Annotated in this window: 24 protein-coding genes; 12 read left to right on the top strand and 12 right to left on the bottom strand. The window is 52.1% G+C overall.

All coding sequences use genetic code 11. From position 1 onward, the window contains the following. Window positions 1-37: 37 nt before the first annotated feature. The 3 genes from JR338_00370 to JR338_00360 all read right to left on the bottom strand — a co-directional run bounded on the left by JR338_00370 (window position 38) and on the right by JR338_00360 (window position 3,591). The gene (locus JR338_00370; protein ID QRN83250.1) at window positions 38-2,152 is read right to left on the bottom strand and encodes a serine/threonine-protein kinase; all 2,115 of its coding nucleotides are present in this window, start codon (window positions 2,150-2,152) and stop codon (window positions 38-40) included. 187 nt (window positions 2,153-2,339) lie between these two features. Beyond that, the gene (locus JR338_00365; protein QRN83249.1) at window positions 2,340-3,125 is read right to left on the bottom strand and encodes a hypothetical protein; all 786 of its coding nucleotides are present in this window, start codon (window positions 3,123-3,125) and stop codon (window positions 2,340-2,342) included. 13 nt (window positions 3,126-3,138) lie between these two features. Further along, window positions 3,139-3,591: a DUF2690 domain-containing protein gene (locus JR338_00360; protein ID QRN83248.1), complete on the bottom strand. Its 453-nt coding sequence runs from the start codon at window positions 3,589-3,591 to the stop codon at window positions 3,139-3,141. 404 nt (window positions 3,592-3,995) lie between these two features. On the opposite strand from JR338_00360, the gene JR338_00355 reads away from it, so the two are divergent. From JR338_00355 to JR338_00335, 5 genes are all read left to right on the top strand, one after another. Next, window positions 3,996-5,081: a TRAM domain-containing protein gene (locus tag JR338_00355; protein ID QRN83247.1), complete on the top strand. Its 1,086-nt coding sequence runs from the start codon at window positions 3,996-3,998 to the stop codon at window positions 5,079-5,081. Between the two features lie 36 nt (window positions 5,082-5,117). Continuing rightward, complete coding sequence (locus tag JR338_00350) at window positions 5,118-6,518, top strand: cysteine--tRNA ligase (GenBank protein QRN83246.1); 1,401 nt, start codon at window positions 5,118-5,120, stop codon at window positions 6,516-6,518. 9 nt (window positions 6,519-6,527) lie between these two features. Continuing rightward, window positions 6,528-7,259, top strand: coding sequence for a 23S rRNA (guanosine(2251)-2'-O)-methyltransferase RlmB (rlmB, locus tag JR338_00345; protein QRN83245.1), 732 nt, complete (start codon window positions 6,528-6,530; stop codon window positions 7,257-7,259). A 7-nt stretch (window positions 7,260-7,266) separates the two neighbouring features. Continuing rightward, complete coding sequence (locus JR338_00340; GenBank protein QRN83244.1) at window positions 7,267-7,950, top strand: histidine phosphatase family protein; 684 nt, start codon at window positions 7,267-7,269, stop codon at window positions 7,948-7,950. 102 nt (window positions 7,951-8,052) lie between these two features. Then, window positions 8,053-8,535 (top strand): ferritin, encoded by a 483-nt coding sequence (locus tag JR338_00335; protein QRN83243.1) that lies wholly within the window; start codon window positions 8,053-8,055, stop codon window positions 8,533-8,535. 64 nt (window positions 8,536-8,599) lie between these two features. Here JR338_00335 and JR338_00330 read toward each other — a convergent pair whose 3' ends face one another. Together JR338_00330 and serS are read right to left on the bottom strand one after the other, a co-directional pair. Continuing rightward, a complete protein-coding gene (locus JR338_00330; GenBank protein QRN83242.1) occupies window positions 8,600-9,127 on the bottom strand; it encodes a DUF456 domain-containing protein in 528 nt (175 codons plus the stop codon). Then, window positions 9,127-10,401: a serine--tRNA ligase gene (serS, locus tag JR338_00325; protein QRN83241.1), complete on the bottom strand. Its 1,275-nt coding sequence runs from the start codon at window positions 10,399-10,401 to the stop codon at window positions 9,127-9,129. Before serS ends, JR338_00330 begins: the two co-directional genes overlap by 1 nt. Window positions 10,402-10,546: 145 nt before the next feature. On the opposite strand from serS, the gene JR338_00320 reads away from it, so the two are divergent. From JR338_00320 to JR338_00290, 7 genes are all read left to right on the top strand, one after another. After that, window positions 10,547-11,191, top strand: coding sequence for a LysM peptidoglycan-binding domain-containing protein (locus JR338_00320; GenBank protein QRN83240.1), 645 nt, complete (start codon window positions 10,547-10,549; stop codon window positions 11,189-11,191). Window positions 11,192-11,856: 665 nt separating this feature from the next. Continuing rightward, window positions 11,857-12,843 (top strand): GNAT family N-acetyltransferase, encoded by a 987-nt coding sequence (locus tag JR338_00315; protein QRN83239.1) that lies wholly within the window; start codon window positions 11,857-11,859, stop codon window positions 12,841-12,843. Between the two features lie 45 nt (window positions 12,844-12,888). Beyond that, window positions 12,889-14,181, top strand: a complete 1,293-nt coding sequence (locus tag JR338_00310) for an MFS transporter (protein ID QRN83238.1) — start codon at window positions 12,889-12,891, stop codon at window positions 14,179-14,181. A gap of 193 nt (window positions 14,182-14,374) precedes the next feature. After that, window positions 14,375-15,382: a GNAT family N-acetyltransferase gene (locus JR338_00305; GenBank protein QRN83237.1), complete on the top strand. Its 1,008-nt coding sequence runs from the start codon at window positions 14,375-14,377 to the stop codon at window positions 15,380-15,382. Between the two features lie 100 nt (window positions 15,383-15,482). Next, on the top strand, window positions 15,483-16,070 hold the full coding sequence (locus JR338_00300; GenBank protein QRN83236.1) for a metallophosphoesterase family protein: 588 nt from the start codon (window positions 15,483-15,485) through the stop codon (window positions 16,068-16,070). 389 nt (window positions 16,071-16,459) lie between these two features. Next, window positions 16,460-17,254 carry an RNA methyltransferase gene (locus JR338_00295; protein ID QRN83235.1) on the top strand — a complete coding sequence of 265 codons (795 nt, stop codon included), beginning with the start codon at window positions 16,460-16,462 and terminating at the stop codon, window positions 17,252-17,254. A 1-nt stretch (window position 17,255) separates the two neighbouring features. Next, window positions 17,256-18,467, top strand: a complete 1,212-nt coding sequence (locus tag JR338_00290) for a DUF711 family protein (GenBank protein QRN83234.1) — start codon at window positions 17,256-17,258, stop codon at window positions 18,465-18,467. A 74-nt stretch (window positions 18,468-18,541) separates the two neighbouring features. Here the strand turns inward: JR338_00290 and JR338_00285 are convergent, their stop codons facing one another. The 7 genes from JR338_00285 to JR338_00255 form a co-directional block, all read right to left on the bottom strand. Then, window positions 18,542-19,111, bottom strand: coding sequence for a metalloregulator ArsR/SmtB family transcription factor (locus JR338_00285; GenBank protein QRN83233.1), 570 nt, complete (start codon window positions 19,109-19,111; stop codon window positions 18,542-18,544). A gap of 127 nt (window positions 19,112-19,238) precedes the next feature. Further along, the gene (locus tag JR338_00280) at window positions 19,239-19,973 is read right to left on the bottom strand and encodes a hypothetical protein (GenBank protein QRN83232.1); all 735 of its coding nucleotides are present in this window, start codon (window positions 19,971-19,973) and stop codon (window positions 19,239-19,241) included. 1 nt (window position 19,974) lies between these two features. Then, the gene (locus JR338_00275; GenBank protein QRN83231.1) at window positions 19,975-20,868 is read right to left on the bottom strand and encodes a SurA N-terminal domain-containing protein; all 894 of its coding nucleotides are present in this window, start codon (window positions 20,866-20,868) and stop codon (window positions 19,975-19,977) included. 117 nt (window positions 20,869-20,985) lie between these two features. Continuing rightward, window positions 20,986-22,632: a chaperonin GroEL gene (gene groL, locus JR338_00270; protein ID QRN83230.1), complete on the bottom strand. Its 1,647-nt coding sequence runs from the start codon at window positions 22,630-22,632 to the stop codon at window positions 20,986-20,988. 28 nt (window positions 22,633-22,660) lie between these two features. Further along, window positions 22,661-22,951: a co-chaperone GroES gene (gene groES / locus JR338_00265; GenBank protein QRN83229.1), complete on the bottom strand. Its 291-nt coding sequence runs from the start codon at window positions 22,949-22,951 to the stop codon at window positions 22,661-22,663. Between the two features lie 169 nt (window positions 22,952-23,120). Continuing rightward, complete coding sequence (locus JR338_00260) at window positions 23,121-24,518, bottom strand: tetratricopeptide repeat protein (GenBank protein ID QRN83228.1); 1,398 nt, start codon at window positions 24,516-24,518, stop codon at window positions 23,121-23,123. Between the two features lie 35 nt (window positions 24,519-24,553). Beyond that, the gene (locus tag JR338_00255; protein QRN83227.1) at window positions 24,554-25,822 is read right to left on the bottom strand and encodes a tetratricopeptide repeat protein; all 1,269 of its coding nucleotides are present in this window, start codon (window positions 25,820-25,822) and stop codon (window positions 24,554-24,556) included. Between the last annotated feature and the right edge of the window lies 1 nt (window position 25,823).

Genomic DNA, 25,823 nt, shown 5'->3' with positions numbered 1-25,823 from the left:
GGTTCGGGGATTTTCTGTTTAATTCATAAGGTAAAACTCAGGGCAACGGTAGCCAATCCGGCGAGCGATCCACCCCTGGGCTCCGCGACAAGTTGATTTGCGGTCGCCCGGTAGTGGGCATCAGGTATATTTCCAGGTTGCCATCCCGTTCAGATGTAAATGCCAGCCAATGGGCATCTGCTGACCAGACCGGATCTGTATCCACATTGGTGTCGGTCAGCACATATTCCTTCGGCTGGTGCAGTCCATTCACTTCCAGTTGAGTATAGGTCACCAGCACGATCACCTCATTCGGCCCATTATGCCGCACATAGGCAAACTGACTACCCTGCGGCGCCCAAACCGGGTCGGAGACTTCTCCAAATTCACCAAATAACGCCCGTAAGTCCAGCCCCCTTGGCGAGTCGAAATCATCCACAGCAGAGCGAAAATATAGGTAATCATGAGATGAAGCGGAGATCACATAGATCATGAAGCGTCCATCCGGCGTAAAGGTCGGGTCCCATTCCACAAAGTCGGTGCTGAGACGCTCCCGACCGCTGCCATCCGGTCTGATCCAGGTCAGCGCATAGATAGGCGTGTTACCGGCATCTCGCAGGTGGTGGGTAAAGGCAATCCGGGAGCCATCCGGCAGCCAGACCGGGTCTAATTCATCCCCGGCATGCTGTGTGATGTTCATAGGGTTGCTTCCATCCGAATCCATCACCCAGATATCAAGACCGTAATTTAATCCACCCGGCGCGACATAGGCAATCTGTGTTCCATCCGGTGACCACACCGGCTGGTCCTTGTCCCCTTCATCAAATGTCAGTTGGGTCAGAACACCGGTGACGACATCGCCCTCCGGGTTGCGCAGGACTTCCATCGTCCAAATCTGGATGGTATCACCCTCCCCACGGTCCGAGGCAAACACGATCAACCCGCTCCCACCAACCGCTTCCAGGGCTTCAGTAGCCGTTGGCGTAACGGTGACCGTCGCGGTCGGTTCTTCAGTCGCCGCCTCAGTGGGTGCTAAGACGACCTCCGTCTCAAGTGCCTCCATTATCTCTGTGGACACCGCAACCTGTACAGTTTCAGTCGCTGTGGGCGCAGCTCCCCCGTCCAGTAGATAGATCGGGCTCTGCGGAATGACAAACAGCAGTAAAGCAGCCGCAGCCAGGCAGATCACCCCCAATCCGCCAACAATGCCAATGATCCAGCCAATTTTCTTGCCTTTTTTCTGCTTACTCTTCTCCGGCCCCTTCATCACAGTCGGATCGGTGGGCTTGCTCACCACCCGGGTGGGCTCTGAAACCGCAGTAGGCGCAATCACCGAACTGATCTGTTGGCGCTCAGCATCCAAAAGGCTAAAATTTGGGTCTTTCAGCGCATTCTGGAAGGCTGTGACTGATTCAAAACGGTCCTCCGGCTTGAGCGCCAGGGCTTTAAGGATCGCATCGGCAATATTTTGAGGAATTTCAGGGTCCATCTGCCGGATTGGGACGAGAGTCTCCTTTCCCAGCACCCGCGCAATGCTATCAGCCGGTTTCGCCTGGGTCAGCAGGGCATAAACGGTGGCAGCGAGCGAAAACTGGTCAGAATAAGGTCCGGTATGTCCCTGACCATACTGTTCCGGCGGCGCATAGCCGGGCGTGTAACCCGCCGCGCCGGTGGCTGTCTGGGACTGCGCAGCGGCGGCTTTGGCAATCCCAAAATCCACCAGGATTACCTCTCCATCCGGGGTCAGTTTGATATTGGCGGGTTTGATATCACGATGGATCACCGGCGGGTTCTGGACATGCATATAGGCCAGGGCGGATGAAAGTTGGGCTGACCAACGCAGGACGTCATCCAATTTTTGAGCCCCCTCCGCCTTCAGCCGCTTTCCCAGATCTTCCCCGGGGATGTAGTCCATCACCAGGAATTGTTCGTTATCAATCACAAAATAATCGATCACCCTTGGCAGGTTTTGATGACGCAGTGCGGCCAGTAAACGGGCTTCCTTGAGGAATTGATCCACACTCTCCGGTGCCGGGTTGAAGTTGCTCTTGATCGCCACCTGCATTTCCAGCGTCTGGTCCCAGGCCAGGAAAACGGCCCCCATGCCGCCCTGCCCCAGCTTTTCGATCACTCGGTAACGTTCATGCAAAATTGTCTCAGGCTGAAGGTCCATAATGAAATGCCTCAATAGAAACCGGGAGTTATCACCATTCCATTATAGTGGAAATCGAACCCGCATTACAAAAAAGTAACACTGGAAACGCGACCTACACCTTTGCCCTCAAAAAAAAGGGCTGAATTCCGACCAGCCTGATTCAGCCCTTGATTTATTTAACTCGTCCTTTCATTTGTCAGCGAACTCATTCTCCGAAAGAAAACTCCCAAAGGCCGATGATCCTGCCATTCAGCGCGTGGTTCACAACGGTATCAAACAGGGCTAACGCTTCGGCATCCTTCGCATAGGGAGAATCGGAGGCGATCTCAAAGCCATCAAATCCGGGCTTCGAGATACACACAATTTCAATGCCCGGGAAGGCTTCCGTCATCGGACCTTGAATGGATTGGATCATATTCGGGGTACAATAGCCACCCTCATTCGGCATGGATGTGATCTCGGTGATGACCAGCGAAAAAGTGAGCTGATCAAGGTCCGAAGGCACATCGCCAAAAGCCAGGGAGTCAATCCGATAAGCCTCGCCGGTCTCGGCAATAACCTCTTCTTTAACAATGCCGTCCTCATACCTCAAAACAACCTGCTCGCCATCTTCTGCTGGTAGCACTGTCTCGACCAGCGCAGTTGCCCAGAGGGGGTGTTGTTTCCCGTCAATCTCCAGGTACACATTCCCCACCCGCCAATCCCGCTCATCAACCAGGGGGATTTTGACGTCGAACCGGGCTTCATTTTCCACCCAGCGATAATCTAAGACTTCAAGGGTCAGGTCTTCCTTGGTGACGGTCATCGGCAAGTATCGATCCAAGCCTGAAACGGCTTCGGTGGCTACCTTAACTAGGGCAGAATCAGCTGGTGATGAACTATCACCAGCACCAACCGCCCTAACAGATTGGAGCATGATTGATAACACATACGCCGCTCCAACAACGAACACAGCCAACATAACGATCTGAAACAAACGCTTCTTTTTCATGTGAGTACACCCCTTAATTATTGATGTGGTAGTTTGTGCACCAACTATACACAGGAATGCCAACAACGCTATCATCATCAACATTCCCACAAGCCCTTGTGGAAGACGCAGAAGTCACCATTCTTGTGTAAATTGATTGCCCAGACGACAATGGCGCTGGTGAAGCTTCGCTATAATCAGTAGGACCATCTACCGTCGTACCCACATAATAGTAGGACGCGGATAAAACTGTCCTAGCCCAATATGAGTGACAGGTCGGTGAATACCTTAACTCATTTAGAGCAACTGTGCTGGGAATGCGAATATAAATCGATGCGACATTTCTTGCATCACTATCACAGCCCTGGCTTGGTGCGTACCACCCCGTACAACCGGAATACGTACATGTGTACAGGTCTTTGGCTTCGTCTGAAGCATCAACACCTGATACTGGGCTTCCTACAAGGAGCAGCATCAATACAACCATAACAACAATTTTCTTTTACATGTTTCCATCCTTTCGAAAATCCACCCATTGAACCAAAACCCACTATTTCGTTCACTTACATTATATATAAAGTCAAAAAAAAACAAGTTGAAAGATATCAAACAGCCTTGAGAGGATTGATATCTTATCCTAGATCAATTATTGGGTCGTATCAGAATTGGGAAAGAAAACAAGCTTTCAGCGTGACTTAATGAAGCAAATCTTAATGAGTGCTGGATACAATTATAGTAGAGAGCCAAAGCCATTTGCAAACCCGTCTGGCTTTTGAACCCAAAGCAAATTTTATATATTTCTTACAATAAAAAATTGACTTATCAAAGTCAGCATGTTATTATTCTGATAGGTATTATCTCAATTTTTTGCACCTTAAAAAGGAGTCATTCATGTCGTTAGAACTTATTGTCCGCCTTATCGGACTCGTTGTTTTTGGTATCATTGGCGTTTTTTTGGGGGAACCTCTGGGGAGCCTTATTCAAGAAATTTGGACCGCAAGTCAGATTTCCACCACCGTCTATCAAGTCGTTACTACATTGCTTGTTGGCCTTCTCGGTTTTCTGATCGCTCCGTGGATATCCATTAAGCCCATATCCGCAATTCATAAGTATTTGAGCAAAGTTTCCGTTCAAACACTCGTTTTCGGTTTAATTGGCCTGATTGTCGGCGCTATCACAGCGGCCCTGCTGGCCTATCCGATCTCCCTCCTACCGGCTCCACTGGGTAACATTCTGCCTTTCGTAGCGCTGCTGCTATTTGGCTATCTGGGCATCGTGATCTTCGTTGCCCGCCAAAAAGACCTCCAGAATATTTTCAAATCGCTGGGTAAAGGTGGTGCCCGTGGGGGTGATAAATCTGAAGAAAGCGGCCTGAAAGATAGCCAGCGGATCCTCGTTGATACCAGCGCCATCATTGACGGCCGGATCGCCGACATCGCCCGCACCGGGTTCATCCCCGGACGGCTGCTGATCCCCCGTTTCGTGCTGAACGAACTTCAATATGTGAGTGACTCCGCCGACAACCTGCGCCGCCAACGCGGTCGCCGCGGCATGGAAGTGCTCTCTGAGCTGCAAAAAGATCCCGCCATCCCCGTGACCATCACAGATATTGATGTCGAAGGCGTCCGAGAAGTAGATGAACGCCTGATCGTGCTGGCCCGCCAGATGAGCTGTCCGATCCTGACCAATGACTATAACCTCAACCGTGTGGCTGAGCTGCAAGGCGTCTCCATCCTCAACATCAACGAACTGGCCAACGCTGTAAAAGCGATCCTCCTGCCGGGTGAATCCCTGGAAATGAAGATCATCCAGGAAGGTAAGGAATATGGTCAGGGCGTTGGTTACATGGAAGATGGTACGATGGTGGTTGTGGAAAACGGCCACAAGTACATCGGCAAGAGCATCCAAATCACCGTGACCAAAGTCCTCCAGACTGCCGCCGGTCGGATGATCTTTGCAAAGCCGGAACAAGAATAATTTTTCTAGATTTTCACCCACAGGGAGAAAAACCCCATGTCTTTACGAGTATATAACACCCTGACCCGGGACAAGTCCGCGTTTGAGACCATTGAACCTCGCAAAGTCCGCATGTATGTCTGCGGCGTCACTGTCTATGACAGCGCCCATGTCGGGCATGCCATGTCCGCCCTGGTTTTTGATATCGTTCGGCGCTATCTAACCTACAAAGGCTATGATGTCCATTACGTGATGAATTTCACCGATGTGGACGATAAAATCATCAACCGCGCTAACCAGCTTGGCATTGATCCCCATGACCTGGCTGAAAAGTACATCACCGAATACCAGCAGAACCTTGCTGACCTGAACATCCTCCCCCCAACCGAGACCCCCCGGGCGACCAATGAGATCAAACAGATCATCGACATGGTAGCCCGTCTATTGGAAAATGATTCTGCTTATGTTGCCGATGGCGATGTGTATTTCCGAGTTGAAAGCGACAAGGACTATGGCAAGCTCTCCGGCCGCAAGCTGGACGAGATGAATGCCGGTGCCCGCATCCGGGTGGATGACCGCAAGGAAAATCCCATGGATTTCGCCATTTGGAAATCCGCCAAACCCGGCGAACCCGCCTGGGACAGCCCCTGGGGTAAAGGACGTCCCGGCTGGCATATTGAGTGCTCTGCCATGAACCTGGAACACCTCGGCCCGCAGATCGACATCCACGGCGGTGGGAACGACCTGATCTTCCCCCACCATGAAAATGAAATTGCCCAAACCGAAGCAATCACTGGCAAACCCTTCGCCCGTTACTGGATGCATAACGGTATGCTCCAGCTCAAGGGCGAGAAAATGTCCAAATCCCTAGGCAATTTGATCTCGATTAATGACTTCCTGAGTGACCATCCGGGCGACGTCATGCGATTGATCGTCCTCAGTTCCAATTACCGAAGCCCCCTCACCTTCACTGATGAGGTAATTGAAGCCAATCAGAAAGCACTGGATAGGCTACTCTCAGCACTCAAACCCGCCCTGCCCAATGCCTCCGGAACATCTCCCGAGGTCCTTGAGACCCTTACAGAGCAGGTGGCGGCCACAGAGAAGGGTTTCACCGAGTCAATGGATGATGATTTCAACAGCGCCGGTGCGCTGGGCCAGCTCTTTGACCTCGTCCGGGCCATTAACCAGACCCGTGCTGAAAATGCCACCGATGAGGCATTAGCCCCCGCCCAGGATACCTTCAAGAAACTAACCGGCGTCCTCGGTTTGCAGCTAAAAACACCCGAAGCCGCTTCAACCCATGCCGACTCGTTCATTGACCTCTTGGTTTCTCTTCGTCAGGACCTGCGCAAGAACAAGAACTATGACCTGGCGGACAAGGTCCGGCTCGAACTGGCTGAACTTGGTGTGGTGATCGAAGATACCGCCCAGGGCTCATCCTGGCATTGGGAATAGGCGCTAACCATGAGTGAATGGATCACCGGCCGCAACCCGGCCTTCGAAGTCCTGCGTTCCAAAAGGCGTCAGGTTAACCGTCTCTGGCTGGCTCAGGGGATCAAACCCCAGGGGCATCTGGAAGATATCGTCAACCTGGCCCGCAGCCGTAAAATTCCGATTGAAGTCGTCAAACGCAATAATCTGGATGGGATTGACCCGCATCACCAGGGCCTGGCTCTGGAAGTCGGCGGCTATCCCTATTCAGACCTGGAAGCAATTATCCACCGTGCCGAATCACGTTATCAACCCATCTTCGTTCTGATCCTGGATCTGATCCAGGACCCCCAGAACCTGGGAACCCTTTTGCGCAGCGCAGAAGCCTTTGGCGTGCATGGTGTGATCCTGCCAACCGCCCGCGCGGCCTCTGTCACCCCTGCGGTGGTCAACGCCTCCTCAGGAGCCACAGAGATGCTGCTAATCGCCCAACATAACATCGCACAAGCCATGGACCGCCTGAAGGAAGCTGGCGGCTGGATGGTGGGCCTGGAAGGCAGCCCTGAAGCTCAGCCTCCCCAAAGGCTCAAACTGGATGGCGGGATTGGTCTGGTGATCGGCAATGAAGGCCAGGGCCTAAGGCGTTTGGTTCGCGAGAAATGCGACCTGCTGATGAAACTCCCCATGCAGGGGCAGATCGATTCGCTCAATGCGGCGGTCGCCGGGTCCATTGCACTGTTCCTCGCCCGTCAAGCCAGGAGCTGATCCATTTATGAACCGGATCATCCTCCTCCGTCATGGCGAAAACCCGGCAAACATCACCAAAGAATTCTCCTACAAGAAAATTGATTATCCTCTGACCGAAAAGGGTGTTATCCAGGCCCAACAGACAGCCGCGGCCCTGGTCGGCCGGGGTATTCAGGCCATCTACACCTCGCCGCTGATCCGCGCCCAACAGACCGCTGCCATCGTGGGAGAAGTGCTGGGACTCACCCCATTTGTGGAAGAGGCCTTTCGTGAATTCAATGTCGGCACGCTTGAAGATGTCCCTCCCAGTGATGAAACCTGGGACCAATATCACCGCGTGATCCATGCCTGGATGGAAGGCCGGGCAGAAGTGAGCTTTCCTGGCGGAGAAAATCGCACTCACCTCTGGTACCGGTATCAAAAAGGTCTGCGTAAGGTTATTCAGGCTCACCCAGACCGAACCGTGCTGATCGCCGGACATGGCGGCATTTTTACTTCAACCCTGCCCACCCTCTGCCCTGGCATCCATATCCGTGATCTATTCAAACACGAAAACCATAATGCATCATTGACTGAGGTTGATGTTGAAATCCAAGGGGATCAACTCATCGGGCATCTGATCAGCTGGGCAAACACCGATCACCTCACAGGCAAAGCTGCCCAACTCGTCTCCGGCACCCCCCATCGGGGTGAATTATCCAATAAATAAAACTGAATATTTTAAGGTTTATTTTGATATTGTTTATATTATTTATACAATCAATGTGCTATAATGTAATCATTATAAACAAGGAAATGGAGACTAAATATTATGAAAATCAGTAAAGAACTTAATTTCGCAATCAATGCACAAATTGGCCACGAATTGCTGGCTTCAAACATCTACATCAACATGGCTGCCTATTTTAATGGATTGGGACTTCTGAGACTTTCGGATATGTTCTTCAAGCAATCTGAGGAAGAACGCGAACATGCCCTCAAGTTCATCCATTACCTGCTGGATGTTGAAGGTGACGTAGCTGTCCCTGCTCTCGATGAACCCAGGACCAAATATGACAGTGTGAAACAAGCTTTTGAAAAGGCCCTCGAATGGGAAAAAGAAGTCAGCCGCAATATCAATAACTTGATGTCCATTGCCATCAAGGAAAATGACTACGCCTCACAGGACTTCCTGCGCTGGTTCGTCACCGAACAGGTTGAGGAAGAAGCCACCATGAGCCACCTGGTTCTGCTGGCTGAAGGCCTCGGCGACCGGTCCGTATTCATGCTGGAAAGCTTTCTCCCCAGCGAGTAAACCCCACTAGTACCTAACATACAAAAAGACGCCCCTTGGGGGCGTCTTTTTGATTCTAGTTTAATCATCTATAAAGTGCGAAATACCACATCACCGCCAGGCCGATCATCACCAGAGCAATGGCTAGTCGGGAGAGCACTGCCCACCCGCAGCCCATCGCCATGTGCGACGTAGAATCGAAGGCTTTCTTATGATCCTTGATCCTGATCCATTCCACCACAAAGAGCACCACCAGGGCAGCGGCCAGGCCGCCGATCGGCGTCAGCCAGATGCCGCCCAAAATCATCGCCACCCAGCTTAATCCAATCGCCCACCAGGAAGCGCCCTTGCTTCTGGCGCCGCCTGCCATGAATATGTTATCGAGGATGTTTCCCAAAACCATCAACATCGTGATGACCACAAATGTGGCGATCGTCAGCGCAAAGGTCCACGGGCCGGCGCTGAAATTGAACAGGGTAAATATTCCCCATACAAGGATCGACGCCCAGATAACCGTCAACCCGGGGAAAAATACCAGGAGGAGACCGAAGAAACCGATCAGCATCCCCAGGATAACGATGGTTAATAAGGGTATTTCAGCCCAAAGGGACATTAATCAGCCTGGATGACCTTCAGCCCACCCATCAGCGGCTGCAGCACCTCGGGCACCACAACAGAGCCATCGGCCTGTTGGTAGTTTTCGAGGACGGCAATCAGCGTACGGGGCATTCCCAAACCGGAGCCGTTGAGGGTGTGAACAAACTCGGTGCCCTTCCCCTCCGTGGGCCTATAGCGAATCCCAGCCCGGCGGGCCTGGAACGAACCTATATTGGAGATGGACGACACTTCCAGCCATTCCCGGCAGCCCGGTGCCCAAACTTCAAGGTCATAGGTCTTATGCGAGCCGAAACTGAGATCGCCCGTGGATTGGAGCAGCACCCGGTAGGTTAATCCCAACCTGACGAGTGTTTCTTCGGCATCCTTGAGCATTTTCTCATGCTCTTCGGCGGAATTTTCCGGTTTGCAGTAGGTATACATTTCCACTTTATCGAACTGGTGACCGCGTTTGATGCCGCGCACATCCCGCCCAGCACTCATCTTTTCCCGGCGGAAGCAGGCGGTATAGGCCGTGTAGTGCATCGGTAATTGATCTTCTTCAAGGATCTCGCCCATATGCAGCCCCGTCAGTGGGACTTCGGCCGTGGGCACCATCCAGAGGTCTTCTTCGACATCGTGATAGAGATTGTCCTTAAATTTCGGCAGCTGACCGGCGCTATAGAGCACTTCCTCACGCACCATGAAAGGCGGATATTTTTCCAAATAGCCCTGTTCAATATGCAAACCCACCATCCAGTAGATCAGCGCCCGCTGGAGCATAGCCCCTTTGCCGCTGAGCACATAAAACCGTGAACCGGCTAGCCGGACCCCGCGATCAAAATCAATGATCCCCAGGTCTGTGCCCAGGTCCCAATGCGGTTTGGGTTCAAAATCATATTCCGGCTTCTCACCCACAACCCGCAGGACGATATTATCCTTATCATCCACGCCCATTGGCACTTCGGGATCGGGAATATTGGGCAGCACGGCCATGATTGAAGACAGCTCAGAATCCACCTGACTCAGCTCAGCATCCAAAGCATCGATCTTGTCACCTAATTGGCGCATTTCATCGATTTTGACCTGACGCGAGTTTTTGTCCTTCATCCTGCCGATCTCTTTAGAGACGACATTCCTCTCAGAGCGCATGGTTTCAACCTGCAGGATCAGATCGCGTCGTTTGGTGTCCAATGAGAGGACCTCATCAACTACCCCTGGATCCATCTGGCGCTTCACCATTGCTTCTCGGACGATTTCCGGTTCTTCCCGGATCAGGTTTAAATCAAGCATCTTCAACATACCTCCGTGTAAAGTTCATCCATTGATTTTACCTTAATTGCCTGTTCACAATATCTGTCTATACAGCTTTTATGTCACAAAACAGCTTTTTTAGTGATTTCCGTTAATCCAAATTACACGCTATAATAATGCCATTATGCAAAAAGCGCTAAAACGAACTCTCATTCCCCTATTGGCCCTCATCCTGCTCCTTGTAGCGCCTTCTCGCATGGTGCAGGCTCAGTCCGGTGCGGGTATGTTCACCCCTTTCAACCTGAAAGCCATCCTCTCCGATAACGCCGTTTCAGATGACCCCAATAACGAGGAAGATACGACGATTATCGCTCAGGAGACTGAACCTGTGATCTATCCTGTGACAACCGCTACACCCAATGAAGATGGGATCATCATCCACAAAGTGAAATACGGCGAGACGCTCTGGGACATTTCGCAGGCTTATGGGGTTCCAATTGAGACCATCCTGGCCAACAGCAACATCAGCCTTGAAACGACTGCCGTGTATGAAGGGCAGACGCTGATTATCCAAAAAGCCACAGTCCCCACCGCCACGGCAACCCCCACCCCAACTGAGGACCCTGGCACCCCGACACCCACCCAGCCGCGGGCCACAATGACCCCCTATCCCACACAAACTCCAGCGCCTACCCAAGAGCCGACCCGCGGGCCTTCCATCATCACCCAGGCCCTGAGCAATGGTAAAAGTTTCGGAATTGGCCTGGTGGCGGTCTGTGTCGTGGGTTTGGGCGCATTGCTCTATTTCGGATTTCTTAAAAAGTCTTGAAAATGATGAAATTTTACTTGACATAGTAGAAATCTTTATGATAAACTCGTTATGTTGAGAAACCCGCCTGACTTTCAGGCTTATTAGATAAGAATCTTACAAGAAAGGACGCACCCGCATGAGCATGGTTATTTCTGCAATTTTCGTAAACCGTCTCAAATCTGCCGCTGTTGCCGGTGGATCTGGACCTACGCGGAGTGCGCCTGCCAATATTTAGCTTTACCTAAAACTCGGTAAACTGGCCACGGGCGAACTCCAACCCCCGTGGCTTTTTTTGTGTTTATCGCCAAAAACCCTCACAAGGTTTACAAACAATAAACAAACCACGGGATCAGCGGAAGCCCGTGGTTTTTATTTTTGATAATTAATTTTATTGATGATGGAGAGATGATGAGCAGACAAAAAAATTATTACCTGATGTCAGCGGCAAAGCAACAAGTAACCAGCCGCAACACGGTTTGACCCTTTCAAATCGTCAAACCTCGGAAGAAGAAGCCCAGTCTGCTAAACACTGGGAAGAATGACCTAAGAGAATGATCATGAACGCAGTAAACAAAGAAAAACAGTATCCTGCAGGGATTTATTATCCCCAAATCGTATCTAACTCATCATCTGTACTTATTGATGAAGCACGAAGAGAGAGAAGAAGAAAAATGCTGGAGAATATGACATTGACGAAAATCCGTCCCTTTACACTTAATGACGCCCAGGACGTTGTAGATCTTTTTAACGCCCATTCACAGTTCCTATATGGCGCTGATGACACCGATTTTGACGAAATGATGATCGATTGGACCAGGCCGGGCGTCAATTTGGATGACTTGGCCCGGGTGGTTGAAAACCAACAAGGCGAAATCATTGGCTACATAGAGGTTTGGGATATCTCCAAACCCCATGTGACCAAATATGCCTGGGGCTGCCTGCATCCTGATGCCTGGGATGAGGATGTCTTCCGGGCCATGATGAGTTGGGCTGAAAAACGCGGCCGTGAGCGGATTGATCTGGCGCCGGAAGGCACCCGGGTCATCCTGAGTCAGGGCATGTCTAATCTCGACATCAACAAGAAACGAGCTCTGGAAGCCTACGGATACGAAAACGTCCGCAATTTCTTCCGGATGGTGATTGAGCTGGACCAAACGCCTCCTCAGCCCCAGATTCCGGAAGGTCTGACCATTGTTCCGATCGACCTGGATAATGAGCTCCGACAAGCTGTGGAGGCCTTGGAAGAAGGCTTCTCCGATCACTGGGGCCACGTCCCGCGGTCGATTGATGAACAAATGGAACAGTGGCAGCACCATATCGAACAGTCCAAGGACTTTGATCCATCGGTCTGGTTCCTGGTCAAAGACGGTGACGAGATCGCCGGTGTCTGCCGCTGCTCCAACAAGACCACGGAAGATCCGGACATGGCCTGGGTGAACCAGCTTTGTGTCCTCAGGTCCTGGCGGCGTCGGGGTCTGGGCATGGCAATGCTCCAACATGCCTTCGGTGAGTTCTATCGCCGAGGAAAGCAGCGAGTCGGCCTCGCTGTGGATGCCACCAGTCTGACGAATGCCACCCGCCTTTATGAAAAGGCCGGCATGCATGTGAACCGCCAATTCGATACTTACACCTTTGAACTCCGTCCCGGAAAGGACATAACAACTTCCTGAGGGATGGGTTCAGAACATTGCACGAAAAAATTGAGAGAAAAAGAAATGGAAATCACAGAACAAACAAACACAATCCCGCAGGCTATCAAAAAACGCCCGCGGATACTATCCAACACATTGATCGTGTTTATGATCGCTATGGTCTTCGCGAACATCGCCTCGGAAATGTATGTGACCATGCTGCCACTCTACTTGAAACACCTTGGGGCGGATGTGGTCCAGATCGGGCTCTTCTTCACACTTTCACAGATTGTCCCGCTGGTGCTGCAAGTGTTGGGTGGCTGGGTCTCCGATACCATCGGCAGGCTCCGCAGCGTCGCCATCGGCAGTGTGATCGGCCTCGGTGCTTTCATCAGCCCCATCTTTGTGCCGACCTGGCAGTGGCTCTATCTTTCAGAGACGCTCAACGCCCTCACCCGCTCACTGATCGGCCCGAGTTTCGGCGCATTCATCGCTGAGGAGACCGCGGAGGAAAACCGCGGCAAGGTCTATGGCATCACCGACACAATCTATACCGTCGTTACCGTCATTGGCCCACCGCTAGCCGGCTGGCTGGCGGATACCTACGGGTTCAGGCTGATGCTCACAGTGGCTGCTAGCATTTATGTCTGCGCCACAACCATCCGCCTGATCCTGGCAAAAGTGGCCGGGAAACGCCGCAAGGTTGAGAAGGGCGAGAAATTATCCTTCGAATCCTTGAAGATCAATTCCAAGACCATTTTTGGTCTGGCAATTGCCGGTGGCCTGCTCACCTGGCTGCTGCTGACCGATGGCGTCCGGGACATCGCTTTTTCATTGTCCTTCAACCTGATGCCGCTTTATCTGGAAGATATCGGTGGGATGAGTCTGCAGCAAATTGGCTGGCTGGCTTCCTTCTTTGGCATTGCGTCAATGATAACCACCATCCCGGCCGGTTGGTTCTCCGACAAGGTAGGCGAACGGATCGCCATTGCGTTGGGCTTCTTCCTTGAATTTGTGGCCATGCTGCTGCTGATCAAAGTCGATGGTTTTGTTGGTTATGCCATGGTTTGGGCCGTGTTTGGTGTGGCAGTGGGCCTTATGTCACCCGCCTATCAATCACTCCTGAGCAAGGCATTGCCGGAAAGACTGCGGGGAACAGGCTTCGGCCTGATCCATGCCAGCCTGGGTATTTTCTCATTGCCCGCCCCTGCGATTGGGTCCTTCCTTTGGAAGTCCATCTCACCGCAGGCCCCCTTCTATATCACTGCGATCTTCGCCTTGGTCACCGTGATTCCGGCTTTCCTGAAATTCAAGCTGGATAAACGGGACCTGGAAAGAGTAGCAGCAGCCAACGGTGACACACCAGATGGCGATTAAATAAACAACCACTAAGCATATTCACCTGCAGGGATGGGGTGAGGCGAACTGGAAACCTGGTGAGTAGCAGACTGGATTTGTTCCCGAAAAACAACGCAACGTGAGGTTTGCACCGGTCTCAATTTCACCAGATGGAAAGTTGGCGGGGGTGGACATCACCCCACCCTGCAAACGCAACAAATGGAGGAATGTCATGAAAGCAGAAGAAATCCATATAGAAAATCCCCCCGCCATTGAAGGGCTCAAGTTCCGCCACTTTGCAGGGAAATCAGACTATCCCAAAATGCTGACAATCCTGGAAAAAGCCTCTGAAGCCGATGATGACGATTTCGCATCAACCCTTGAGGACCTGGAACACGATTACAGCCACCTGACCAATTGTGACCCCAAGGAAGATATGATCCTGGCAGAGGTCAACGGTGAGACGGTCGCTTATGGCCGGGTCAGCTGGCATTTAATTGATAAAAACAAGAACAGGATTTATTCCCAATTTATCAAAATCATCGCGGAATGGCGCTATATGGGCATTGAACAAGCCATGATGGGCTGGAACGAGAAGCGCCTGCAGATAATCGCCGCAGAACATCCCAATGATGGTAAGAGGTTCTATCAGACCTACAGCCTGGAAAACAAGGCTGAACTGAATGCCATTCTGAAGGACATGGGTTATGAACCAACCCGCTATTTCTTTGAAATGAATCGTCCTCTGGATGAAATCCCCGAGGCTGTCCTGCCTGAAGGCATTGTGGTCCGCCCTGCCAAAGAAAGTGACTACCGCAAGATTTGGGATGCCTCAATTGAGGCTTTCCGGGATCACTGGGGTTTTTCACAGCCAGAAGAGGAGGATTATATATCCTATAGCACCTCCCGCTACTTCCAGCCCGACCTCTGGCAGGTCGCCTGGGATGGTGACGAGGTGGTTGCCAGCGTGCTGAATTATATTGATGAGGAATACAACAAAAAGTTCAATAAGAAATGCGGCTGGACGGAAGAGATCTCCACCCGCCGGGAATGGCGACGAAAAGGCATTGCCAGTGCGCTGATCGCTCGCAGCATGAAGATGCTCAAAGACCTCGGTATGACCACAGTCGCCCTGGGCGTGGATACAGAAAATCCTAGTGGCGCGCTGCAGCTATATGAAGGCCTCGGATATGAAAAGATCCGAACCATGATCACTTTCCGTAAGGAAATGAACGCCTAAAAACTTCGATCCATCTACTTATATATCCCGACACCTCGTATTTTCAACGGCGGTAGCCTTGATTTTTCATTCGTACAGACATGGTAAAATCAAGCCCGTTATGAAAGAATTCGACATGGAGCCATCCCAGGGCGATCCGATCTGCTTCGGCGTGATCGCCGACACCCATATCCCCGACCGCGTCAAATCCCTCCCGGAAGGGATTCTGGCAGCGTTCAGGGACGCCGGGGTGGCTGGCATCCTGCATGCCGGCGACGTCTCATCCTGGCAGGTCATCGAAACGCTGGAGAAAATCGCCCCCGTCAAGGTGGTGCAGGGCAATCGGGATTGGTTCTTCGGGATGAAGTTACCCATGTCCGCCACATTTAAAGCCAATGGCATTGAAATCACCCTCGCCCACGGGCACCGGACGATGTTCCATTACATGGTGGATAAATGGGCCTACATCACCCGCGGTTATCTCTTCAAACGCTACTACGATCACCTCGCGGTGGATTTTCCCACTGCCGATGTGATCATCTTTGGTCACACCCATCATCAGACCTCCCTCTGGGTGGAAAACCGACTGTTTTTCAATCCCGGTGCAGCTTATCCCTGCCCGCATAACCGCTTCACACCGGAATTCGGCTTTCTCACGGTCTTGCCCGATGGCACGATTCAGACTGAATGTCGCCAGCTTGAAGAGTGAGTGGTTTGTCTATTTCTTATCGATCCCATTTTTCACAATTGAATAATTCTCCCCCTCATCCGGCGTTTCACGCCACCTTCCCCCAAAGTGGGGAAGGCAAATAGAATACAACCCATGGAAATCTATAGGCTATATTAATCAAATCGTAAATCATTCAATCTAAATAAATTTGGTAAATATTAATTACATATGAACTTCAAATCCACAATTCCTAAAGGCTTCCCCTTGAGGGGAAGCTGTCTGCGAAGCAGACTGATGAGGTGAGTCCCTCATCCAATGCTATACGCCATTCTCGATCTACGAAGGCTCTCCTCCCCAACGAAATGGTGTAAACTCAATTTATTGTTACAATAGAGTCAAATTTCCAGACTAGAATTGAGTCCTTACCCGTGGCAGAATTTATCTCCTCCCCCAATAACCCAAAAATCAAACTGGCCCGCGCCCTGCAAACCCACACCCGCGGCAGACAAAGTGACCAGGCATTCATCGCTGAAGGCGTGCGCCTGGTGGAAGAGGCCGCCTCAGTGGGTTGGCCCGTTGAATTCATCCTTTTCGATGAGACCCTTTCCGAACGCGGTCAGGCCTTGATCGACGAATTTGCCGCCCGGGGGAGTAGAGATATTATCGAAATTCCTCCCAGATTGATGGCTGAGATCAGCGGCACTGAGACTCCCCAGGGCATTTTGGCCGTTCTGAAACTCGAAGCCCTGCCCCTGCCTAAAGAGCCCACCTTCCTGATCCTGGCAGACCAGGTTCGGGACCCCGGTAACATGGGTACCCTCCTGCGCACAGCCGAGGCCGCCGGCGCGGATGGCGTGATTCTCACACCAGGCACCGTGAACGCCTTTGCGCCTAAAGTGCTCCGGGCGGGCATGGGCGCCCACTTCCACCTACCCGTTCACGCCCTCCCCTGGCAGGAGATCAACCCTTTGCTCAAAGACTTCCCCGTTTTCCTGGCCACTGCCGATGGCAGCCTCCCCATTTGGGAAGCGGATTTCACACAACCTTGTGTCCTGCTGTTGGGCGGTGAGGCCTTTGGCGCGACCCCTATGGGTGAAGCTTTGGCTACGGACCGAGTCTTCATTCCTATGCCCGGACGGGCCGAATCACTCAATGCCGCCATGGCGGGAGGCATCCTGATCGCTGAAGTCCTTCGCCAACGTTATTCAAAGAAAGCAGTCTGACATGCGCATCCGCTCCATCACCGTTTTCCTCCATCCCCACTGGCCAATCTCCGAACTGGCCCTCCAAAAGGCCGGAATCTTCGCCCAACATGCCCAGAAAGTCCTGCAGGATGCCGGTTATGAGGTCCAGACCATTCGGCTGGCAACCCCTGCCTGGCACACGTGGCTAGTGCCCGAAGATTACGCCCAAATGGTCACCACGCTGGGCTTTCTGGCCCATGCGGAAGGCTTTGAATACATCTCCCTCGGACCGGCCACAACGGAAAAGCTGGAAAGCTATGCTGTCATTCCCGAGTTACTCCCCAAGTCCAGCAACGCCTTTTTCAGCGGTCATCTGACCACCCCTGAGGGTCAAATCAGCCTGCCCGCCGTCAAAGCCTGTGCACAGGTGATCCACCAATCTGCACCGGTGGAAAAGAACGGCTTTGCCAATCTGCGTTTTGCCGCCCTGGCGAATGTCCCACCTTGGGCGCCCTTCTTCCCAGCGGCTTATCACGAAGGTAAAGCACCAGCGTTCGCCTTGGCCATAGAAGGCGCAGACCTGGCTGTGGAAGCATTTGATAATGCTTCCTCCCTGGCTGAGGCCCGATCCGAACTGATCGACACCATTCAGAGGCACGCAGCCATTCTGGAAGGTAAATGCAACGAACTGGCATCCATGTTCCAATTTGAATTCAAAGGGTTGGATTTCACCCTCGCGCCCTTCCCCGGGGAAAAAGCATCCATCGGCGGTGCGCTGGAAAACCTGGGACTGCCTGCCTTTGGGCTTTCCGGCAGCCTGGCGGCATCCGCCTTTCTGACGGACACGCTGGACCGTGTGACCTTTAAGCGTATCGGCTTCAACGGCCTGATGCTCCCCCTGCTGGAGGACAGCACCCTGGCTGAACGCGGTGCGGATGGTTCATTGTCCCTCACGGATTTGCTGCTCTTTTCATCCGTTTGTGGCACGGGGCTGGATACGATCCCCCTGCCCGGTGACACCTCTTTGGAACAGCTTCAGGCCATCCTGCTGGACCTGGCTGCCCTGGCGCTCAGGCTCAACAAACCCCTCACCGCCCGGCTGATGCCGATCCCCGGCAAACAGGCTGGCGACCCAACCGGATTCGCCTTTGAGTATTTCGCCAACAGCAAGGTGCTGAAGGTTCCCGCTCGCCCCCTCAGCGGTCTGCTGAATGGGAACGAGAACTTGGAAATCAAACCCAGACAGCGGTAAGAACCGCCTAAATTAAACCGTAAGGGCGGCCCACTGTGGGCCGCCCTATTTTGTTTTTTATTTAGCCAAATCGCTTATTGCCTGACCCGCCAATAGGCAGAGCCATCTTTTTTACGGGCCAGAAGATTACTGGAGATCAGGTCCCGCCGCAGCCCGGAGATATCCGAGTTCAGCGCGCCAATCACTGCATTGATCTCCTTCTCAGTATATACCCGGTCAAACTCAAATTTCTCCGCAATGTAATTTAGCACAACATCCAGCTTTCGCCGGTTGCCAGGGATCTTGGTCAGCGTGCCATTTTCTGCCAGATAGGTGTCGAGTACCTGGCGGTCATAAGCCTTTCGGTCCACGTCCTGTGTCATGGCAGGCAGCGTCTGCGCCGAGAGCAGCTTTTGTGCCATCCCCTCCAGGACATCCGTTTGCAGAGAATAGACATTGTAGTAGCTATCCGCCCGAGCCGAGACCAACCCAATCTCCGCCAGTTTCGAGAGGTGATGAGAAACAGTGGAGGGGCTGACCTCCAGCATCGCGGCCAGTTCTTCCACGCTCGATTCCTTTTGGGCAAGTAAACCCACGATCTTCAAACGGGTGGCATCCGCCAGGGCTTTGAAGAAAGCTAAGAGAGTCTCCAGTTGTTCATCCATTTTAATCTCCATATATTTATTTCGATACTTATCGAATTATTTATACCAGTATCGGAATGAAGAGTCAATACCATTATTACCAAAAAAAGGACCTCCGATGAGGTCCCTGATTGAATAACAAGGAAATTTAGCGAACTTGCTGGAATTTTATAATCAACATATTCCTCTGGCAGTCCTCATAGGTCTGGAGGCCATAAGCTTGCGACAGCGGCAGGCCATTCGTGTCCACCAACTGCAGGAACAAGGTATCCGAACTATTAACAATCAGGCCTTCCAGCCTGAATTCATATCCGGATTCGCCATAGATCGTTGCAGAACCGGAAAGCACCTGCTGATCAATCGTCACCCCGCCCAACTCGCCAAACAGATGCAAGGTCAATCCTAAGACAGGTTCGTTTTTCAGGTCAACAACCTGCCCGCCAATGATCAACCAATTACAATCTAAATTGGGATAAAAAATGATGCTCGCAATGGTGTCCGGGTCCCCAAAGAGATTAAAGGGCATCGGTTCGTCCGTTGCAGTTGCGGTGGGCGTCAGCGTCACCGTCGCGGTAGGGGCCGTGGTTGCCGTGGGGCCTCCCAAAGTCGCAGTTGCATTCACCTGGACTGGATCGGTAGTTTCCACCAGGGCTTCCGTCGGTGTAGGTGAAGGCGTTGCGGTCACCTCGGCGGCATAAGGGCCCCAGCCAAACACCAGCATCATCAGCCACACCGCACCACCGAGGATCAACAGGATGAAGAACAATCCGCCAAAACCCATCTTCTGGGGTTCCTGGGGTTTGCGCGGCGTCGCCATGCTGGGGATGGATTTCCCCGCATTATACGGGCTGCTTCGGCGGTTGGTCGGAGGACGTGAACTCATTTTAATTAACCACAACATCAATCAAACTGGTAGCAAGTTTATCTGCCAGCCAGGCGGCCACGGCGTTTCGCTGGAGGGTCAGACGGGCATCGCTGCTCAGGGCGTGCTCACCCCTATCCAGCACCATCACGATATGATAGCCAACTTCCGATTCGATAATATCTGAATAGCTGCCCACAGGGAGGGAAAACGCAACCTCTTCAACGGCTGGGATCAAAAGGTAACCTCTCGGCACCCAACCCAGATAGCCGCCGGTGGTGGGGTCATAGGTATAGGCCACATCTTCAAAATCACTGCCCGAAGCCAGGCTGGTCCTGGCAGATTGAGCACCTGCTGCGGTATAGGCAAAGACCTGACGGATCTCAACCTGTTCCATAGTTTCAGGGATAGTAGCTGCGATTTGGTCCCTCTCGAGGGCGGCCAGGATCTCCAATTTGAGCATATTGAACAAATCAGTGTCCGAATATCCCCATTGCGCCATCCAGGCAGCTAAATCCACTTTCTCTGCCAGGGCATCAATCCGAGCCTGCACTTCCTGATCCGTGACGGAAAAGCCGGCTTCCTGTGCGCCTTGCGCCAGAAGGTACTGATTGATCAATCCGTTCAAAACTGTCTCCCCGGCGGCGGCCTGATCGGTCACCGGGGTGCCTGCGGCCTCCTGAGCAACAAGATAGCGCTGTAACTCACTCTCATACCAGGCCAGCGGGACACTTTCGCCATTGACAATGGCTGCTGCGGGCACGGGGGTCGGTGTGGGCTCTGAGGGGGTTGAGGTTAAGGCAAGGGTTGCCGTAACTTCTTCAGTCGGGTTGTTTCGGGTGCAGGCGGAGATCAGCATCGCAACCAGTACCAACCCAATGATAATCTTTCTTAGGTCTTTTTTGGTCAATGACATGCCAACCATTATACCAGCGACCCCAAAAAACTTCTCCCATTTTTCGACCCCATACCGGAGAATCAAAAAAAGGCTGCTCCCAAAGGAACAGCCTTTAATTTCAGTATAGAGCCAGGACTAGAAGCCGCCCATACCGCCCATACCGGGGCCGCCGGCGGGCATTTGGGGTTCTTTCTCGGGGATGTCAGTGATCAGGGCTTCAGTCGTCAGGATCATGGCAGCGATTGAAGCTGCGTTATCCAGAGCGCCACGGGTCACCTTGGCAGGATCAATCACGCCGCCTTCAACCATATTGATATATTCTTCGGTCAGAACATTGAAACCAATCTGGTTGCTCTTGGCCTCAACCTGACGCTGGCGGACATTGGAAACGATGACGGAGCCATCCTGTCCAGCGTTCTCAGCGATCTTGCGCATCGGAACCTCAAGGGCATTGCGGACGATCTTGACACCGAGTTGTGCGTCGGCGTTGTCCATCTTCAGGTCATCAAGGGCCTTCATGGCGTTGATCAGGGCCACACCACCACCGGGGACGATACCTTCTTCAACCGCAGCACGGGTTGCCGAGAGAGCATCTTCCACACGATGTTTCTTTTCTTTCAGTTCGGTCTCGGTTGCAGCACCAACACGAATGATGGCCACACCACCTGAGAGTTTCGCCAGGCGTTCCTGGAGTTTCTCACGGTCATAGTCGCTGGTGGTGTTTTCGATTTCGACCCGAATTTGTTCGATCCGGCCTTTGATGGCAGCGGAATCGCCGTCACCGCCGATGATGGTGGTGTCGTCTTTGTCACTCTGAACTTTCTCGGCCTTACCGAGGTCTTCAATGGTGACGGTTTCGAGTTTGCGGCCGGTCTCTTCGGAGATAACGGTTGCACCGGACAGGATAGCGATATCCTGGAGCATAGCCTTGCGGCGGTCACCAAATCCCGGAGCCTTGACGGCCAGGACGTTCAGCATGCCACGCAGCTTGTTAAGAACGAGGGTCGCCAGAGCTTCACCATCGATATCCTCAGCAATGATCAGGAGTTCACGCTTGCCAACCTGTACCAGTTTCTCCAACAGGGGAACGATGTCGGAAGCAGCGGAAATCTTCTTGTCATAAACAAGGATATAGGGTTCTTCGATCTCAGCCTGCATATGATCTGGATCGGTGATGAAATAAGGGGAAATGTAACCACGGTCAAACTGCATACCTTCAACGTATTCAGTTTCAAATTCGAGGCCGCGGGATTCTTCAACAGTGATAACGCCGTCTTTACCGACTTTGTCCATAACCTCAGCGATTAACTCACCAATTTCGCGATCCTGTGCGGAAATGGTGGCCACGTTGGCGATTTCTTCCTTGGTGGTGATGTCGATGGCCTGGTTGACGATCTCATCGGAAACAGCTTTGGCAGCGGATTCAATACCACGCTTGAGCAGCATGGGGTTGGCGCCGGCGGCCAGGTTCTTGAGGCCTTCGGTCACGATGGCATGCGCCAAAACGGTGGAAGTGGTGGTGCCATCACCAGCGATATCGTTGGTCTTGGTGGCAGCTTCTTTGAGGAGCTGAGCGCCCATATTCTCAAAGGGATCTTCCAGTTCAATTTCCTTGGCAACGGTCACACCGTCATGGGTGATGGTGGGGGAGCCAAATTTGCGATCAAGAGCCACATTGCGGCCTTTTGGGCCGAGGGTGGTAGCAACGGATTTGACAACAATATCAATTCCGCTCTTCAGTGCACGTCGTGCTTCTTCAGCAAACAATAATTGTTTAGCCATTTTTTTATATCTCCTTGGAATTTATCTCTTACAGTTTCGCGAGGATATCAGCTTCGCGCATGATCAGCAATTTCTTGCCGTCATATTTGATCTCAGTCCCAGAATATTTCGCAAAAAGGACTGTGTCGCCTTCTTTGACATCCAAGGCCATATATTCGCCTTTATCGTTGCGCTCGCCGGGGCCGACAGCCAGGACGGTGCCCTTCTGCGGTTTTTCTTTAGCGGTTTCAGGAAGCACAATACCTCCAGCTGTGATTTCTTCTTCCGCAATGGGTTCAACCACGACACGGTTGCCCAAAGGTTTGATTGAGATTGCCATTCGTTCCTCCATTTGTATTAGAGTATTTTGAGCTATTATTCATCATTTTAGCACTCTCATAATAAGAGTGCTAATGAAATTATCTTACCTGTCTTTAAATTTCACGTCAAGGGAATGACAGCCGATTCTTACAAAAGATTTATATTCTCCCCCATCCACGTCTCTTCGCTCAGGGCATGGACTCCTCAGTCGGTGTTGTGACCGCGTCTGGCACCTCTGTTTCAGTCGCTGCATCCATGGGTGCCACGTAAGTGCAGATCTCTTCACCAGCCCGCACAATGCTCATGATCGTTTCATCATCAGGATATACCGCACGCAGTTCATCAAAGACGTCCAGCGCCCGATCACAGTAATCATCGGCACCATCACGGTGCAGGCCGGAAAGCACGGAACCATAGGTAAAGTAATAAACCGCAGTGTTGTCCGTGAGCGGAAGTCCTTCAATCGCAATCATTGGGTCCACATCAGGATTGCACTGCCGCACGTCACAACTTTCTTCAGCCGTACAACCATTAAGCGCACATTGCAGGGCAGGGATTGCACCCTCATAGTTCCGGGACTTGTGATAGATCACCCCCAACTGCCCATATACATCCGGGTTCGCCGGGGTCATATCCAAAGCCACCTGGACATTTAACGCAGCAATAAAGAACTCACCTTGCTGAGCATAAGTGTTAGCGATTGCCAGGTAAGGAATAGGGTCATTGATCCCCAACTGTTCGTTCACATTGACTGCGGTCGCGAAATATTCCAGTGCCTGTTCATAGAGCTCCAAATGCCGGTAGATCCTGCCGATCGAGAGGTACAGGAACGTCAAGTTCGGTGTGATGTTGACCGCTTTTTTATATTCTTGAATCGCCAGATTATATTCACCCAAAGTTTCATAGGTATAAGCCAGAATGCGGTGGACATCCATCAGCGAGGGGTCCCGCTCCACAGCCTGCTCAATATACTGCTGGGCCTGAGTCCACTTGGTCTGGTCCACCAAAATTTCAGCATAATATGCCAGAGCCAGCGTGTTGGTATTATCCAACTGAAGCGCCAGAACGGCTTCAGCCTCAGCCTCATTCAAAAGGTCCGTCGCTGCTTTGGCATCATTCAATGTTGGGTCAGTGGAATTCCAGTCCAACACAAATGCCCGCACAGCCAGCACCTCGGAATCGTTCGGCGCCAGTTCCTTGGCCTTATTGATTGATTCGAGGGCCTCCTTCAATCGCTGAGAGCGTTCAGCGTCCGTTGAGAGCAGGCTGGATGAATAGGTCTGAACCCGGGCCAGTTCGGTCAGGATCGTTGGGTCAGTTGGGTCCAGTTCAGCCGCTTTCAGATAGGCTTCAATGGAAGCATCCAGATTGCCTGCTGCGAAGTGGGTGTCTCCTTCAACCACAAAGGAGTGAGTTGTTCGGGTCGGTGTGGGCGTGGGCATGAAAAGCGGCTCCACTTCACCATTAGCAAATCCAGCCAGAACCGCGCCAAAAAACACAATCAATACAACCAGGACCAATACCCGGTAGATGTTGGATTTTGGATTCGTACGTCTAAAAGTAGGTTCTTTACCCTGGATATACATAGTTTATCTGTCCAAATGGAGAAATGCGATCAACCTTAAGGGGCCACGGTCGGTGTGGGAGTCATCTCTGGCGCTGCGCCCCCTTCGTCACCATCAGGTGTGGCTGTCGCAGGATTTTCCAGATTTTCCTGACAAATCCCGATGATGTAATTGGCGTTATAAACCGTATCCTCATCATCCGGCACCGTCTGCAAGAGAGCCTGGGCCACCTGAACCGCATCGTTACAGCTATTCACCCTGGCCAAAGCCAGGCCATAGCGGCTGTAATACTCCATAATTGTCGTGGTGTAATCCAACGGCAGACCCTCAACCACATCACCCTCATCGGTCACGCCGCCGCGCACGGCATAAGCCAGCGTTGCGATCGCCGCGTTATATTGCAGGTCACGGTAATAGAGCGTGCCCAGGTTGCCATACATATAAGGATTGGTCGGGTCATCCTTCACGGCCTGTTCCGCATACTGGATCGCCTTAGCATATTCACCGATCTGACCATAAACCCGTGAAATGTACCAGTTGGGTTCAGGGTCGGTGGGATTCAGTGCATAAGCTGCGGTGAACTCGAAAACAGCCTGGTCATTCTCACCAATTGCTACATAATTACGACCTAGGGCCAAATGCAGTTCAGCGATATTGTCATTAATGTCAATAGCCGAGATCAGTTCCTCAACTGCCTCGTCATAATTCGCAGTGATCTCCAATACATACCCCCTGGCCCAATGAGCTTCCATCAAGTTAGGTGAAAGCCTGAGGGCCAGCTTGGATTCCTCAATCGCCGTATCCAACGTATCGAGCTCAGCAACATCATCTGCCACCCGCTGCGCCAGGACATAAGCATAGACAGCATGGGCTAAAGCGTTGTTCGGGTCCATGTCCAATGCCGTGGTTATGTCTGCCTCAGCGTTCAGATAATCCTGCTGCAACCCCTTGGCCCAGCCCAACAAAACAAAGGCTTGCGGCAGAGACTTATCCAGAAGAATCGCATTTTCAGCGTTCACCCGAGCGGCCTCATAGTCACCGGTGTAAATCTGAAGGGTTGCCAGGCTGAGGTAGTTATTGATGTTCTGTGGTTCAGCCTTGATCGCCGCGATATAGGAATCCACTGCCGAACTGACCCGCCCTTCCGCCAGGTAAGTTTCTGCCTCCTGCACAAAGGATTCGGGGTTCCGGGTGGGTGTCGGCGTGGGAACGAACGGTGCTGGGACCGTTGGGATTATAAACACATTCAAATAGGCAACGAAAGCAATTGCTAACACAAGAAAGACGATCAACCAGGGGTTGGATCGTCGTCTTCGCCGGTTCATT

It is taken from the genome of Chloroflexota bacterium (assembly GCA_016887485.1).
In the GTDB taxonomy this organism is placed as follows: domain Bacteria; phylum Chloroflexota; class Anaerolineae; order Anaerolineales; family Anaerolineaceae; genus Brevifilum.
The sequence above is the reverse complement of the archived record's forward strand: the minus strand, read 5'-3'. Positions and strand labels throughout refer to the sequence as shown.

Bases quoted from the DNA above. Each gene is read 5' to 3' on its own strand.
- JR338_00280 (QRN83232.1), bottom strand. From the start codon at position 19,973: ATGAGTTCACGTCCTCCGACCAACCGCCGAAGCAGCCCGTATAATGCG.
- JR338_00320 (QRN83240.1), top strand. From the start codon at position 10,547: ATGCAAAAAGCGCTAAAACGAACTCTCATTCCCCTATTGGCCCTCATC.
- JR338_00305 (QRN83237.1), top strand. From the start codon at position 14,375: ATGAAAGCAGAAGAAATCCATATAGAAAATCCCCCCGCCATTGAAGGG.
- JR338_00340 (QRN83244.1), top strand. From the start codon at position 7,267: ATGAACCGGATCATCCTCCTCCGTCATGGCGAAAACCCGGCAAACATC.
- JR338_00300 (QRN83236.1), top strand. From the start codon at position 15,483: ATGAAAGAATTCGACATGGAGCCATCCCAGGGCGATCCGATCTGCTTC.
- JR338_00275 (QRN83231.1), bottom strand. From the start codon at position 20,868: ATGTCATTGACCAAAAAAGACCTAAGAAAGATTATCATTGGGTTGGTA.
- JR338_00290 (QRN83234.1), top strand. From the start codon at position 17,256: ATGCGCATCCGCTCCATCACCGTTTTCCTCCATCCCCACTGGCCAATC.
- JR338_00310 (QRN83238.1), top strand. From the start codon at position 12,889: ATGGAAATCACAGAACAAACAAACACAATCCCGCAGGCTATCAAAAAA.
- JR338_00365 (QRN83249.1), bottom strand. From the start codon at position 3,125: ATGAAAAAGAAGCGTTTGTTTCAGATCGTTATGTTGGCTGTGTTCGTT.
- JR338_00255 (QRN83227.1), bottom strand. From the start codon at position 25,822: ATGAACCGGCGAAGACGACGATCCAACCCCTGGTTGATCGTCTTTCTT.
- JR338_00350 (QRN83246.1), top strand. From the start codon at position 5,118: ATGTCTTTACGAGTATATAACACCCTGACCCGGGACAAGTCCGCGTTT.
- JR338_00335 (QRN83243.1), top strand. From the start codon at position 8,053: ATGAAAATCAGTAAAGAACTTAATTTCGCAATCAATGCACAAATTGGC.
- JR338_00285 (QRN83233.1), bottom strand. From the start codon at position 19,111: ATGGATGAACAACTGGAGACTCTCTTAGCTTTCTTCAAAGCCCTGGCG.
- groES (QRN83229.1), bottom strand. From the start codon at position 22,951: ATGGCAATCTCAATCAAACCTTTGGGCAACCGTGTCGTGGTTGAACCC.
- JR338_00260 (QRN83228.1), bottom strand. From the start codon at position 24,518: ATGTATATCCAGGGTAAAGAACCTACTTTTAGACGTACGAATCCAAAA.
- JR338_00315 (QRN83239.1), top strand. From the start codon at position 11,857: ATGACATTGACGAAAATCCGTCCCTTTACACTTAATGACGCCCAGGAC.
- serS (QRN83241.1), bottom strand. From the start codon at position 10,401: ATGCTTGATTTAAACCTGATCCGGGAAGAACCGGAAATCGTCCGAGAA.
- JR338_00355 (QRN83247.1), top strand. From the start codon at position 3,996: ATGTCGTTAGAACTTATTGTCCGCCTTATCGGACTCGTTGTTTTTGGT.
- rlmB (QRN83245.1), top strand. From the start codon at position 6,528: ATGAGTGAATGGATCACCGGCCGCAACCCGGCCTTCGAAGTCCTGCGT.
- groL (QRN83230.1), bottom strand. From the start codon at position 22,632: ATGGCTAAACAATTATTGTTTGCTGAAGAAGCACGACGTGCACTGAAG.
- JR338_00370 (QRN83250.1), bottom strand. From the start codon at position 2,152: ATGGACCTTCAGCCTGAGACAATTTTGCATGAACGTTACCGAGTGATC.
- JR338_00360 (QRN83248.1), bottom strand. From the start codon at position 3,591: ATGGTTGTATTGATGCTGCTCCTTGTAGGAAGCCCAGTATCAGGTGTT.
- JR338_00330 (QRN83242.1), bottom strand. From the start codon at position 9,127: ATGTCCCTTTGGGCTGAAATACCCTTATTAACCATCGTTATCCTGGGG.